The 12,504-nt window shown below is 75.9% G+C and carries 11 protein-coding genes, 2 pseudogenes and 2 riboswitches; of the genes and pseudogenes, 6 read left to right on the forward strand and 7 right to left on the reverse strand.

Annotated features, from left to right (window positions below; genetic code table 11):
* The first annotated feature begins 52 nt into the window (after window positions 1–52).
* Both AC1VL8_RS13610 and AC1VL8_RS13615 read left to right on the forward strand, forming a co-directional pair.
* Window positions 53–2,000 (forward strand): annotated as a pseudogene (locus AC1VL8_RS13610) (ABC transporter ATP-binding protein).
* 74 nt (window positions 2,001–2,074) lie between these two features.
* The gene (locus AC1VL8_RS13615; RefSeq protein ID WP_483075525.1) at window positions 2,075–2,368 is read left to right on the forward strand and encodes a hypothetical protein; all 294 of its coding nucleotides are present in this window, start codon (window positions 2,075–2,077) and stop codon (window positions 2,366–2,368) included.
* A gap of 128 nt (window positions 2,369–2,496) precedes the next feature.
* Here the strand turns inward: AC1VL8_RS13615 and adhP are convergent, their stop codons facing one another.
* The 7 genes and pseudogenes from adhP to AC1VL8_RS13650 form a co-directional block, all read right to left on the reverse strand.
* A complete protein-coding gene (gene adhP / locus AC1VL8_RS13620) occupies window positions 2,497–3,522 on the reverse strand; it encodes an alcohol dehydrogenase AdhP (RefSeq protein ID WP_483076254.1) in 1,026 nt (341 codons plus the stop codon).
* A 145-nt stretch (window positions 3,523–3,667) separates the two neighbouring features.
* Entirely contained in the window at window positions 3,668–4,072 is a 405-nt protein-coding gene (locus tag AC1VL8_RS13625; RefSeq protein WP_483076255.1) for a PLDc N-terminal domain-containing protein, read from the reverse strand.
* Between the two features lie 166 nt (window positions 4,073–4,238).
* Window positions 4,239–5,697, reverse strand: a pseudogene (locus tag AC1VL8_RS13630) (NtaA/DmoA family FMN-dependent monooxygenase).
* Between the two features lie 11 nt (window positions 5,698–5,708).
* On the reverse strand, window positions 5,709–5,870 hold the full coding sequence (locus tag AC1VL8_RS13635; RefSeq protein WP_483075526.1) for a hypothetical protein: 162 nt from the start codon (window positions 5,868–5,870) through the stop codon (window positions 5,709–5,711).
* 103 nt (window positions 5,871–5,973) lie between these two features.
* Window positions 5,974–6,834 carry an LLM class oxidoreductase gene (locus AC1VL8_RS13640; RefSeq protein WP_483075527.1) on the reverse strand — a complete coding sequence of 287 codons (861 nt, stop codon included), beginning with the start codon at window positions 6,832–6,834 and terminating at the stop codon, window positions 5,974–5,976.
* A gap of 41 nt (window positions 6,835–6,875) precedes the next feature.
* On the reverse strand, window positions 6,876–7,424 hold the full coding sequence (locus AC1VL8_RS13645; protein WP_483075528.1) for a flavin reductase family protein: 549 nt from the start codon (window positions 7,422–7,424) through the stop codon (window positions 6,876–6,878).
* Window positions 7,421–7,981 carry an NADPH-dependent FMN reductase gene (locus AC1VL8_RS13650; RefSeq protein WP_389228596.1) on the reverse strand — a complete coding sequence of 187 codons (561 nt, stop codon included), beginning with the start codon at window positions 7,979–7,981 and terminating at the stop codon, window positions 7,421–7,423. Before AC1VL8_RS13650 ends, AC1VL8_RS13645 begins: the two co-directional genes overlap by 4 nt.
* A gap of 61 nt (window positions 7,982–8,042) precedes the next feature.
* A riboswitch (SAM riboswitch) is annotated at window positions 8,043–8,139 on the reverse strand.
* A 223-nt stretch (window positions 8,140–8,362) separates the two neighbouring features.
* Window positions 8,363–8,476: riboswitch (SAM riboswitch) on the forward strand.
* 341 nt (window positions 8,477–8,817) lie between these two features.
* Here AC1VL8_RS13650 and AC1VL8_RS13655 point away from each other — a divergent pair.
* The 4 genes from AC1VL8_RS13655 to AC1VL8_RS13670 are packed head-to-tail and all read left to right on the forward strand — an operon-like array spanning window position 8,818 to window position 12,489.
* The gene (locus AC1VL8_RS13655) at window positions 8,818–10,032 is read left to right on the forward strand and encodes an LLM class flavin-dependent oxidoreductase (protein WP_483075529.1); all 1,215 of its coding nucleotides are present in this window, start codon (window positions 8,818–8,820) and stop codon (window positions 10,030–10,032) included.
* Window positions 10,029–10,640 carry a GNAT family N-acetyltransferase gene (locus AC1VL8_RS13660; protein ID WP_483075530.1) on the forward strand — a complete coding sequence of 204 codons (612 nt, stop codon included), beginning with the start codon at window positions 10,029–10,031 and terminating at the stop codon, window positions 10,638–10,640. The genes AC1VL8_RS13655 and AC1VL8_RS13660 overlap by 4 nt, the downstream gene beginning before the upstream one ends.
* Window positions 10,637–11,650, forward strand: coding sequence for an amino acid ABC transporter permease (locus tag AC1VL8_RS13665; protein ID WP_483075531.1), 1,014 nt, complete (start codon window positions 10,637–10,639; stop codon window positions 11,648–11,650). Before AC1VL8_RS13660 ends, AC1VL8_RS13665 begins: the two co-directional genes overlap by 4 nt.
* A complete protein-coding gene (locus AC1VL8_RS13670) occupies window positions 11,647–12,489 on the forward strand; it encodes an amino acid ABC transporter ATP-binding protein (protein ID WP_483075532.1) in 843 nt (280 codons plus the stop codon). The genes AC1VL8_RS13665 and AC1VL8_RS13670 overlap by 4 nt, the downstream gene beginning before the upstream one ends.
* Window positions 12,490–12,504: the final 15 nt, after the last annotated feature.

Genomic DNA, 12,504 nt, shown 5'->3' on the forward strand with positions numbered 1-12,504 from the left:
CAGCGCGCGCAGGTCGAGGAGCCGGGAGCTCGCCGAGGACGAGAAGCTCGAGATCGAGCTCGGGGAGCAGGCGCGGATCGCGTCCGACTCCTGGGACTCGGTCGCGCCGGGCAAGGCCGACAACTTCAAGGAGTCGTTCGGCCGGATGATCGGGCTGCTGCGCCCGTACCGGGTGGCACTGATCCTGGTCACGGTGCTCGGCTCCGCGGGCGTGGTGCTCACGGTGCTCGCGCCGCGGATCCTCGGGCGGGCCACCGACGCGGTGTTCACCGGGTTCCTTTCCCGGCAGGCTGCCGGACGGCGTCACGCAGGACCAGGCCGTCGCCGCGCTGCGCGCCGACGGCCAGGACCGGATGGCGGCGATGATCGAGGCGGTCGACGGCCTGGTGCCGGGTGCCGGCATCGACTTCGACCTGCTCGGCCGGCTGCTGCTGACCGTGCTCGCGCTCTACGTCGCCGGGGCGTTCCTCACCTGGCTGCAGGGCTACATCATCAACGTCATCATGGTCCGCGCCATGTGGCGGCTGCGCGAGCAGGTCGAGGCGAAGATCAACCGGCTGCCGCTGGCCTACTTCGACAAGGTGCAGCGGGGTGAGCTGATCTCCCGGGTCACCAACGACATCGACAACATCACGCAGACGATGCAGCAGTCGCTGTCCACCGCGCTGACGTCGATCCTCACGGTCATCGGCGTGATGGTCATGATGTTCTCGATCTCCTGGCAGCTGGCGCTCGTCGCCCTGGTCTCGATCCCGCTGATGGGCGTGATCTTCGGCGTCATCGGGCCGAAGTCGCAGAAGGCGTTCGGCACCCAGTGGCGCAAGGTCGGGCGCCTCAACGCCCGCGTCGAGGAGTCGTTCTCCGGGCACGCGCTGGTCAAGGTGTTCGGCCGCCGCCAGGACTTCGCCGACCGGTTCAAGGCGGAGAACGAGGAGCTCTACCGCGCGTCGTTCAAGGCGCAGTTCCTGTCCGGGATCATCTGGCCGGGCATGTCGTTCGTCGGCAACCTCACGTACGTCGGCATCGCGGTGCTCGGCGGGCTCATGGTCGCCAACGGGTCGCTGCGGCTCGGCAGCGTGCAGGCGTTCATCCAGTACGCGCAGATGTTCACGCAGCCGCTCTCCGAGCTCGGCGGCATGGCCGCGGTCGTGCAGTCCGGCACCGCCTCCGCCGAGCGGGTGTTCCAGCTGCTCGACGAGGACGAGCAGCGCGCCGACGACCCGCACGCCCCGAAGCCGGCGGAGGGCGACGGGACGATCGAGTTCGAGCACGTCGCGTTCTCGTACAGCCCGGACGCCCCGCTCATCACCGACCTGTCGTTCACGGTCCGGCCCGGGCAGACGGTCGCGATCGTCGGCCCGACCGGCGCCGGTAAGACGACGCTGGTGAACCTGCTGATGCGGTTCTACGAGCTGGACGGCGGCCGCATCCTGGTCAACGGCCAGGACATCGCTACGCTCAGCCGGCACGACGCCCGGTCGCGGACCGGCATGGTGCTGCAGGACCCGTGGCTGTTCGCCGGCACCATCCGGGAGAACATCCGCTACGGCCGGCAGACCGCCACCGACGACGAGATCCTCGCCGCGGCGCAGGCCACCTACGTGGACCGGTTCGTGCACTCGCTCCCGCACGGGTACGACACCGTGCTGGAGGAGGACGCCGCCAACCTGTCCGCGGGGGAGAAGCAGCTGCTGACCATCGCGCGGGCGTTCGTCGCGCAGCCGTCGGTGCTGATCCTCGACGAGGCGACGTCCTCGGTCGACACCCGCACCGAGCGGCTGCTGCAGCAGGCGATGGCGTCGCTCCGGCAGGGACGCACGTCCTTCGTCATCGCGCACCGGCTGTCGACGATCCGCGACGCGGACCTGATCCTCGTCATGGAGCACGGGGCGATCGTCGAGAAGGGCACGCACGACGAGCTCATCACCGCGGGCGGGGCGTACCACCGGCTCTACCAGTCGCAGTTCGCGGGCGCGCTGGTCGGGGAGGACGCCGAGTGACGGGTGCCCCCGGCGCCGGCACGCTCGCCGGGCGGTCGGCGTCGGGCCGACGCCCTCGCGGGCCACTGCCCGGGGTGCCGACCGCGGTGCTCGCCGCGGCGACGCTGGTCGTGGCGTTCGCCGCGGTCCAGGTCACCCACGTGCGGGGGGTCGGTGGCGCCGTGCTGGTCGTCGGCGTCGTCTGGTGCGCGTGGCGCGCCCTGCCCGCGGCGGGCTGGTCGCGGGTCGCCGCGGTGGTGGTGCTCGGGGCGCTGTGCTTCGCGGCGTCGCACGTCGCTGCGCCCGCGCTCGGCCCCTGGCCGGCGGTGCTGCTGGCGGCCGCGGTGCTCGCCGCCGGCACGGCCGCCCTGGTCGACCGCCGCCGCTGAGCCGTCGAGATGGCAGGACGCGCCTGAGTCCGGGGTCCCGGAACCAGGCGCGTTCTGCCATTTCGGCGCACGACCGCCGCGCGCGTGGCGGGCGGCGCACGCCACGCGCGCGGCGGCGCGCGGGGGCGTCAGAGGGCGAGGTCGAGGACGACGCGGCCGTCGATGGTGCCCGTCTCCATGCGGGAGAACACGTCGTTCACCGCGTCGAGCGGGCGGAGCTCGTACTTCGTGCTGACGGCGCCGCGCGCGTAGAAGCCGATCGCCTCGATCATGTCCGTCCGGGTGCCGACGATCGACCCCCGCACGGTGAGTCCCCGCAGCACGGTGTCGAAGATCGACAGCGGGAACGTGCCCGGCGGCAGGCCCACCAGCGACACCGTGCCGCCGCGCCGGAGCATCGACAGCGCCTGCGGGAACGTGGACTCGCTGACCGCGGTGACCAGCGCGGCGTGCGCCCCACCGACCAGGTCGTGCACGGCCTCGCCCGGGTCGCCGTCGCGGTAGTTGACCACGAGCTCGGCGCCGTACTCGTGCGCCGCGGCCCGCTTCGACTCGGACCCCGTCACCGCGATCACCCGGTAGCCCATCGCCGCCGCGTACTGGATCGCCATGTGGCCGAGACCGCCGATGCCCGAGACCACCACCCAGTCGCCGGGCTTCGCGTCCGCGACCTTGAGTCCCTTGTAGACCGTCACCCCGGCGCAGAGCACGGCGGTGAGCCCGGCGAGGTCGCCGTCGAGCTCGCGCGGGACCCGCGGGGCGTACCGCGTGTCCACGAGCATGTACTCGGCGAACGACCCGTCGACGGAGTACCCGGAGTTCTGCTGCCGCGGGCACAGCGTCTCCCAGCCGCTGAGGCAGTGCTCGCAGGTGCCGCAGGCGGTCGCCAGCCAGGCGTTGCCGAGGCGGTCGCCGACCCGGACGTCGCGCACGTCGGGCCCGACGGCGACGACCCGGCCCACGCCCTCGTGCCCGGGGACGAACGGGGGCGTCGGCCGCACGGGCCAGTCGCCGCGCGCGGCGTGCAGGTCGGTGTGGCAGACCCCGGTGTACTCCACCTGCACGAGGGCCTGGTGCGGCCCGGGGACGGGGATCGGCCGCTCCTCGAGCACCAGGGGGGAACCCAGGTCGCGGACCACCGCGGCCGTCATCATCTCGGGCACGTCGCATCTCCTCCGAGCCGCGCGCCCACCACCTTGTGAACGCTGTCACGAGGACCGTAGCGCCGCCCGTGCCCGACGCTCGAGGGACCTCGGGCCCAGGTCGGGGTCGCGGCTCGGTGCCCGGGACGCGCCCGGGTCAGGTGCCGGTGGGCGTGTCGTCCGGGCGGGGTGCGGGGTCGGTCGCGCGCCGTTCGCGGGCGCGCAGGTCCGCCTCCCAGTCGCGGAGCATCTGCTCGTGCTTCGCGTCCGAGTCCCGCAGGCCCGCCAGGAACTCGGCGTCGTCGTCGGGTGCGGTCCGGCGCGGGCGCTCGTACTCCGGGAACCCGGCCGTCGCGGTGCTGGGCCACGGGACGCCGGTGCTCCGGCTCGACCCGAGCGGGCGGCCGGCGACCAGCCAGGCGATCCCACCGACCAGGGGCAGGATAATGATGAGCAGGATCCACACGCCCTTCGACAGGTTCCGGATCCGGTACGTGTCGGACTGGATGCAGTCGACCAGGCAGTAGACGAGCAGCGCGAGCTCGACGACGACGGGCAGCATGCGGATCACGACGGACCCCTCGCAGGTCAGGGGGCGCGGGACCCCGGGACGGACGCCGCTCAGGGTAGGGGAGCGGCGTCCGCCGTGTCCGGGGTTCCGGCAACCCGATCGCGCCGCGTCACCCGGGTGGCCGCGCCGGGTCGTCGGCCGCGCGTCGGGTCCGCCCTCAGGCGCCCACCAGCGCGCCCACGCTCCGCGGCTCGACGGCCGGGTCGCCCCGGCGGGTCAGCGGCGCCCGCAGCCCGAGGTGCTCGCGCAGCGTCGTGCCGGTGTACGCGGTGCGGTAGGCGCCGCGCTCCTGCAGCTTCCGGGACGACGCGGTCCACGATGTCGTCCAGGCCGGACGGCACGAGCCACGGGCTGATGTTGAAGCCGTCGACCGCCCCGGTCCGCACGAACCGCACGAGCCGGTCCGCGACGGCCGACGGGGTGCCGACGAACCCGCCCTCGCTCGACACCTTCACCACGAGGTCCCGGATCGACAGGTGCTCGGCCTCGGCGAGCGCCCGCCACCGGGCGGCGACCTCGTGGGTGCGGGCGCCGGTGGTGGACGAGCCGCCCTCGGCGCCGAGCTCGGCGACGACGGGGTCGTGCGCGGGCAGCGGGCCGTCGGGGTCGTACCCGCTGAGGTCCTCGGCCCAGATCGTGCCGACGACGTGCAGCGCCGTGGCGGGGGTGACCTGCGCGCGGCGGACCCAGCGGGCGCGCTCCTCGGCCTCCGCGGGCGTGTCGCCCACGACGATCGCGGTACCGGGGAAGATCAGCACGTCGTCCTCGGGCCGACCCGCGGCGACGACCCGGGTGCGGATGTCGGCGGCGAAGGCGAGCGCGTCGGCCAGGACGCTGCCGTGCCGGGAGAAGATCACGTCCGCCGACCGCGCGGCGAAGTCGCGGCCCTGCGGGGAGTCGCCGGCCTGGAAGATCACGGGGTGGCCCTGCGGGCTGCGCGGCGTCGTCGGGTCGATCTCGGCGTCCAGGAGCTCGTGGTGGACCGCGACGTGCCCGACCGTGCCCGGGCCGCCGGAGGTGCCCGGGCTGCCCGCACCACCACCGGAGTCCGGCCACGCGTCCCACACGGCGCGCGCGGCGGCGAGCACCTGCTCGGCGCGGTCGTAGCGGCGGGCGTGGTCGAGGTAGCCGCCGCGGCGGAAGTTCTCGCCGGTCCAGGCGTTGTCGGTCGTGACGACGTTCCACGCTGCGCGACCGCCCGACAGCACGTCGAGGCTGGCGAGGCGCCGCGCGAGGTCGGCCGGGTCGTTGTAGGTGGTGTTCTGCGTGGCGACGAGGCCGATGTGCTCGGTGATCGCGGCCAGTGCGGCGAGCTGGGTGATCGCGTCGGGGCGGCCGACGACGTCGAGGTCGTGCAGCCGCCCCCGGCTCTCGCGCAGCCGCAGCCCCTCGCCGAGGAAGAACGCGTCGAACAGCCCGCGCTCGGCGGTCCGGGCGACGCGCTCGAAGGAGGCGAAGTCGGTCTGGGAGCCGGACTCCGGGTCGGACCAGACGGTGGTGTGGTTGACGCCCTGGAAGAAGACGCCGAAGTGCACCTCGGCGTCGGGGCGGGTGATCGGGTGGTCGTGCTCGGCGTGGGCAGGCTGGGCGTGGGCGTGCTCGGTGCGGTCGGACATCGCGGGGCTCCTCAGGCGGTGCGGCGGGCGGTGCCCGCGAAGCGGTTGGCGGGGCGGCTCAGGCCCAGGTGGTCGCGCAGCGTGGCGCCGGACCGGGGTGCCGCGGTCAGGCGGGCGGCGCGCAGGGCGGGCAGCACCTCGCGGGCGAGGACCGGCAGGTCGACGTCGAGCACCGCGGGCAGCAGGCGGACGCCGGCGACGGCGGGGTCGGCGGCGAGCCCGGTGAGCAGGGCGACCAGGCCCGCGGCGTCGCCGACGTGCCGCAGCGCCGCGCCCTCAGCCCACGGGCTGCCGCCGTCGAAGCTCGGCCAGGCGGTCGCGGGCCGTCCGGCCGTCCGCGTCGAGGACGACCTCGACCTCGACGGCCGCGAGCGGGGCGGCGCCGGGTCCGGTGCGGGCGTCGGCCGCGGCGGCGCGGGCGCCGGCGACGTCCGCCCCGCCGACGAGCCGCACGTCCACCAGGGCCTCGCCGTCGCGCCCGGCCGGGTCCACGTCGCCCGCGCGGGCGAGCACCACGAGCTGGCCCTGGGGCGGCCGCGGGGTGATGAGCGGGCCGACGACGGAGAAGGTCGCACCGGTGAAGTCGACGCGGTGGATCCGGTCCCGGTCGACGTAGCGGCCCGTGGCGACGTCGCGGATCACGGCGTCGTCCTCCCACGAGTCCCAGAGGTCGCGGACCACCTGGACGACGTCGCGGGCCTCGCGGTCCAGGTCGGCGACGGCGGCCCGGCCGTAGGCGGCGGGTGCGGCGTCGCCCGGGGTGACGGCGGCGAGCCAGCCGCCGCGCCCGGACGCGGCCAGGTCGAGCGCCGCGAGCTGCGCGGCGACGTGGAACGGCTCGGGGTAGGTGGTCGGCACCTCGGGGACGAGGCCGATCGCCGTCGTCGTGCGGGAGACGAACGCGGCACGGGTCACGGCCTCGAGCCGTGCCGACGTGGTGTCGCCCGGGCTCGTGGGCAGCAGGGCGTCGGCGAACGACGCGAACGTCAGGCCGGCGTGCTCCGCGTGCCGCACGGTGCGGGCGAGGCGGGTGCCGGACACGAGCCCGGCGGCGGACAGGCCGGACAGCGCGGCGGCCGCGGGGTGGTGGCCGGCGCCGTCGACGTCGAGGCCGAGGAACAGCGGGGGGACGGTCATGGGGTGCTCCGGAGGTCGGGTGGGACGGGCGGCGGTCGGCGTCAGAGGGCCGAGTGGCCGCCGATCCGGTGGTAGGTGCGGTCGTGGTAGACCAGCGGGGTCGCGGCCTCGGCGGTGCTCGCGGCGAGCGCGCGCAGGGAGACCAGGTAGCTGTCGCCGACGGGGGTGCGCTGCACGACCCGCGCGCGGACCCAGGACACGGCGCCGTCGATGACGGGCTCGCCGGTGGTGAGCGAGGTCCAGCCGCCGTCGGCGAACCGGTCGATCCCGCTGGTCGCGAACCGCGCGGACACGTCGTCCTGGTGGTCCGCCAGGAAGCTGACCGCGAGCGTCGGCGCGGCGGAGACGGCGGCCCAGGAGGACGAGGTCGACGCGAGCGAGAACGCCAGCAGCGGCGGCGCCGCGGACACGGAGATGACGGAGGTCGCGGTGAACCCGACCGGCCGGCCCTCGTGCCGCAGCGCCACGACCGCGACGCCCGCGGGGTGCCGGCGGAACACGGACTTGAACTGCTGGGCGTCGAGCTGCGGCTCGTCCTGCTCGGCCAGCAGCCGCTCGAACGCGGACAGGTCCGCGCGCTCGGCGGTCACCGGGCCACCGCCCCGGCGCCGACGGTGCCCCGGGCCGCACCGGCGCCGACCGCGCGCAGCAGCGCCGGCTCGGCCCGCAGCAGCCAGGCGTCCACGACGCCGTCCAGGTCGGCGAGCTGCGCCTCGGTGACGGTCAGCGACCGGGTGGGGACGACGGCGCCGAGCTCGACGAGGACGGGCCGCAGGTGCACCTCGCCGACGAGCGCGTGGGCGGGGTTCCCCGAGACGACCAGCGGCACGACGACGACGCCCGCGAGGCCGTCGGGCCCGTACAGGTCGAGGAACGCCTTGAGCAGCCCGGTGTAGGAGGCCTTGTAGACGGGGGTGGCGACCACCGCGACGTCCGCGACGGCCAGGCGGGCGAGCGCGGCGTCGGCGGCGGGGTGGACGGGGGCCAGCAGCTCTCCCGCGAGCTCCGCGAGGTCGATCGCGTCGAGCGCGTCGGCGCCGAGCAGCGCGGCCAGGCGGTCGGCGGCGGTGCGCGCGGCGAGCAGGGTGCGCGAGCCGGGGCGCGGGTTGCCGGAGACGGCGACGACGGCAGGGGGACGGGACGTCATGGAGTGCCTCGCAAGGGTGTCGATCACGGTTGCCGTGCGGCGGAGCGGGCACCACGTCGCGGGCGCCCGGCCGACGGCCAGGTCATCTCCCGGAGCACCCCGCCGTGACGTGGGGTTGCTGCCCAGCCAGCCGGGGCTTGGCGCTGGGACTCTCGACCTCGGCGGTGTTGTAGCAGGGCGCGGCGCCGGGACCGAGCACCGGACCCCGACTTCTCACGATCCGGGACCGTGCGTCCTGCCCGGGACCTTCGTCCCGTGACAACGCTCCGGAATGCGAGACGGACGGCCGGATCGTTGACGCGGTCGCCGGGGGTTCGTATGTTCCCCGGCACCGGATCACGTCGCCGCCACCACCCCGGTGGCCGGCTGCGGGGCCCGGCAGGTCATGAGTTCCGACGCGTAGCCCCGGCTGGTCGGACGGCAACCCCCCGCGCGGGTGGGTGCCCCGGGTGAGGACCAGGCCCGCTGCCGACCGGCAGCCGGCAACACGCGAGCCCGCCGCGGCGGGTGCACGAAGGAGACAGCATGAGCCGGAGCACGGTGGCGCAGACCACCTCCTCCCTGCGTGCCGCCGCGCAGCCCGGGCCCCACGCGGCCCGCTGTCGCTGTCGCTGACCTCCCTCCGCGAGCAGCGCCACCCGTCGGCGCCCGGTCGGCCGTGACCCGGCCCGGCCCCGACCGGTAGCCCTGACACCGCGAGCCCGCGCCACCGCGCGTCCGCCATCCCCGCCCTCGGGGACCTCACGCCCGCCCGCCGGGCGCACCCGCTCGTCCCACCGGTCCCGGTGCGCGTCGCCGCGCGCCGGCGACCCCGGACGCCCTCGAACGGAGCCGTCATGCCCAGCCCCACCGCGCGACCCGCCGGTCGCGACCACCGCGACCCGCCCGGCAGCGAGCGCCGGACCGCCCTGCTCGGCCTCGACCTGACCGCCGTCGGCGCCCGCCCCGGCGGCCACGGGCCGCAGGGTGCGGTCGCGGCCCGCCCGTTCGACGGCGAGCGGCTGGCCCGCCTGGTGCACCGCGCCGACCGCGGGCTGGTGGACCTCGTCGTGCTCGGCGACGCCCTGCTGCTGCACCCGGGCCGCCGTCAGGTCCCGGGCCGCCTGGACGCCGCGGTGGCGGCCGCCCGGGTCGCGCCGCTCGCGCTGCGGACGGTGCTGGTCGCCGGGGTGCCGCACCGCGAGGTCGAGCCCGCGCACCTCGCGGCCGCCGTCCGCGGGGTGCAGCGCGCCGGTCGGGCGTCGGCGGGGTGGCAGCTGTCCGCCCCGGCACCGGGCGCCGACCTCGACGAGCAGGTGTGGGCCGCGCACGCCGAGGCCGCGGTGCGGCAGGTCGACGCCGTGTGGGAGGGCGCCGAGGACGTGGGCGCGGTGCGGCTCGACCCCGAGGGTCGGTTCCACGTCGACCACGAGGGCGTCCGGTTCGCGGTCCGCGGCCGGACGGCGCCCGGCCCCGGTGACGCCACCCGGCCGGTCGTGGTCGTCCCCGTGTCCGGCGGTGCGTCCGCGGAGGTCGCGGGCCGGCACGCCGACGTCGCCCGCGTCACCGCCGCGGACCCCGACGAGGCGGGCCGCCTGCGGGCGCTGGTGCGGTCGGCGGCCGTCGCGGCCGGGCGACCCGCCGACGACGTGCGGGTGCTGGTCGACGTGGACGTCGCCCTCGCGGACGACCACGACAGCGCCGTCGCCCGGCTCGACCTGGTGCGCGCGACGGAGCGCCCCGACCTCGGCGCGAGTGCGTTGGGCCCGGGTGCGCGGGGCGCGGGTGCGCGGGGACTGGTGCTCGCCGGCACGGGGGAGCAGCTCGCCGCGCTGGTCGTCGACTGGGTCCGTGCGGGTGCCGCCGACGGGGTCGTGGTGCGCCCGACCTCGCCCGAGGCCGACCTCGACGTCCTCGTGGAGCGGGTGGTGCCCGCGCTCCAGGGGACCGGCCTCGTGCGCCCTCGACCCGCACCCGCCCGTGCACCTGCGCCCGCCGGTGCACCTGCGCCCGCCGGTGCCTCCCGCACGCCCGCCCTCGCCGACTCCGCCCGACCCGAGGTGACCCGATGACCACCACCGACCTGCACCGTCCCACCGACGTGCACCGTCCCGTCGACCCCGCGCGCCTCCAGGTGCGCGCGGTGCGCCTGCACGACCCGCTGGTGGGTCCGCTGCTGGACGGCCTGGCGCACGAGTACAGCACCCGCTACACCGGCGTGCTCACGCCCGCGCAGCTCCGCGACGAGCTGGAGCACTACGGCGCGCAGGAGTTCGCCCCGCCGGACGGCGAGCTCGTGCTCGTGCTGGAGGACGGGCGGCCGGTCGCGGGCGGCGCGTTCCGGCGCCGGACCGAGCCCGAGCACGGCGACCCGGCCCTGTTGGCCCGGCCCGGCACCCGTGACGCGGCGGGCGCCCCGGCGGTGCCCACGGCCGAGCTCAAGCGGATCTGGACGCACGCCGAGCACCGGCGCCGCGGCCTGGCGCGCGTCGTCCTGACCGAGCTGGAGCAGCGCGCCGCCGACCGCGGCTACCCGCGCCTGTACCTGACCACGGGTCCGCGGCAGCCGGAGGCCGTCGGCCTGTACCTCGCGGCCGGCTACACCGCGCTGTTCGACCCGGCGGCGTACCCGGCCGACGTCGTCCCGCACGCCTTCGAGAAGTGGCTGGTGACCCCGTGAGCGCCGTCGTCGACCGGCCCGTGGCGGCCGTGCCGCCCGCGACCGTCGCCGAGCTCGCCGACCTGCCCGTGGTCCCCGCGCGGCACCCGGGTCGCTGGGTCGCCACGGCCGGGGTCGCGGTGCTGCTCGCGATGGTGCTCAGCTCGCTGCTGACCAACCCGCAGTGGGAGTGGGACGTCGTCGCGCAGTACCTGACCTGGCCGTCGGTGCTCGAGGGCGTGTGGGCCACGGTGCGGCTGACCGCGGTGGCGGGCGTGATCGGGTTCGGCCTGGGCACGGTGCTCGCGCTGATGCGGCTGTCCCGGTCGCCGCTGCTGCGGTCGGTGTCCTGGGCGTACTCCTGGGTGTTCCGGTCGGTGCCGCTGATCCTGCAGCTGCTGCTCTGGTACAACCTCGCGTACCTCTACCCGGAGCTGTCGCTGGGCATCCCGTTCGGGCCGTCGTTCCTGGCGTTCGACACCCTCGACGTGGTGGACAAGTTCGGCGCCGCGGTGCTCGGGCTCGGGCTGGCGCAGGCGGCGTACTCCGCGGAGATCGTCCGGGCCGGCATCCTCGGCGTCGACCAGGGCCAGCACGAGGCCGCCGCTGCGCTGGGCCTGCCGCGTGGCCGCCAGCAGCGCCGGATCGTGCTGCCGCAGGCGATGCGCACCGTCGTCCCGACGTCGGTCAACGAGATCATCGGCCTGCTCAAGGGCACGTCCGTCGTCTACGTGCTGGCGTACGGCGAGCTCTTCTACACGGTCGGGGTGATCTACGGCCGCAACCAGCGGGTCGTCCCGCTGCTGCTGGTCGCGGCGATCTGGTACCTCGCGACCACCACGGTGCTGACCGTCGCCCAGTACTACCTCGAGCGGTACTACGCCCGCGGCGCCCTCCGCACGCTCCCGCCGACGCCCCTGCAGCGGCTGCGCGCCCTGCCGCGGCGCGGCCACCTGACCCGCACCGTGCGCACACCCCGCACCACCCCTCGCGACACCGCACCCACCCGCGACACCGGAGGCCCGGCATGACCACCACGCTGAACCGGACCGCGCCCGCCCCGGTCGCGGCCGACGTCCCGCTGACCGTCCCGGCCCCGGGCGGGCACCTGCAGATCCACGGGCTGCACAAGTCCTACGGCGCCCTGGAGGTGCTGCACGACGTGGACCTGGAGGTCCGCCCGGGCGAGGTGACCGTGATCCTCGGCCCGTCGGGCTCCGGCAAGTCGACCCTGCTCCGTCTGGTGAACCACCTCGAGCGGCCCGACCGCGGGTTCGTCGCGCTCGACGGCGAGGTGATCGGCTACGCGCACCGCCGGACCCGCCGCGGTCCCGTGCTGCGGGAGCTGACCGAGCGGGACGTGCTGCGCCAGCGCACCCGGATCGGGTTCGTGTTCCAGAACTTCCACCTGTTCCCGCACCTCACCGTGCTGGAGAACGTCGTCGAGGCGCCCGTGCACGCGCAGGGCCGGCGCCGCGACGAGGTCGAGGCCGAGGCGCGGGAGCTGCTCGCCCGCGTCGGCCTCGCCGACAAGGTCGACGCCCGGCCCCGGCAGCTGTCCGGCGGGCAGCAGCAGCGGGTCGCGATCGCCCGCGCCCTGGCGACGCGCCCGTCGGTGCTGCTGTTCGACGAGCCGACCTCGGCCCTCGACCCCGAGCTGGTCGGCGAGGTGCTCGGCGTGATCCGGGCGCTCGCGCACGGCGGCACGACGCTCGTGATCGTCACCCACGAGGTCGGGTTCGCCCGCGACGTCGCCGACACCGTCGTGTTCATGGACGCCGGCGTCGTCGTCGAGCAGGGCCCCGCCGCCCAGGTGCTCGGCGCGCCCAGCCACCCCCGGACCCGAGCGTTCCTCGACAAGGTCCGCTGACCCCCGTACTCCCAC

Source organism: Cellulomonas sp. KU4C (assembly GCF_056868065.1).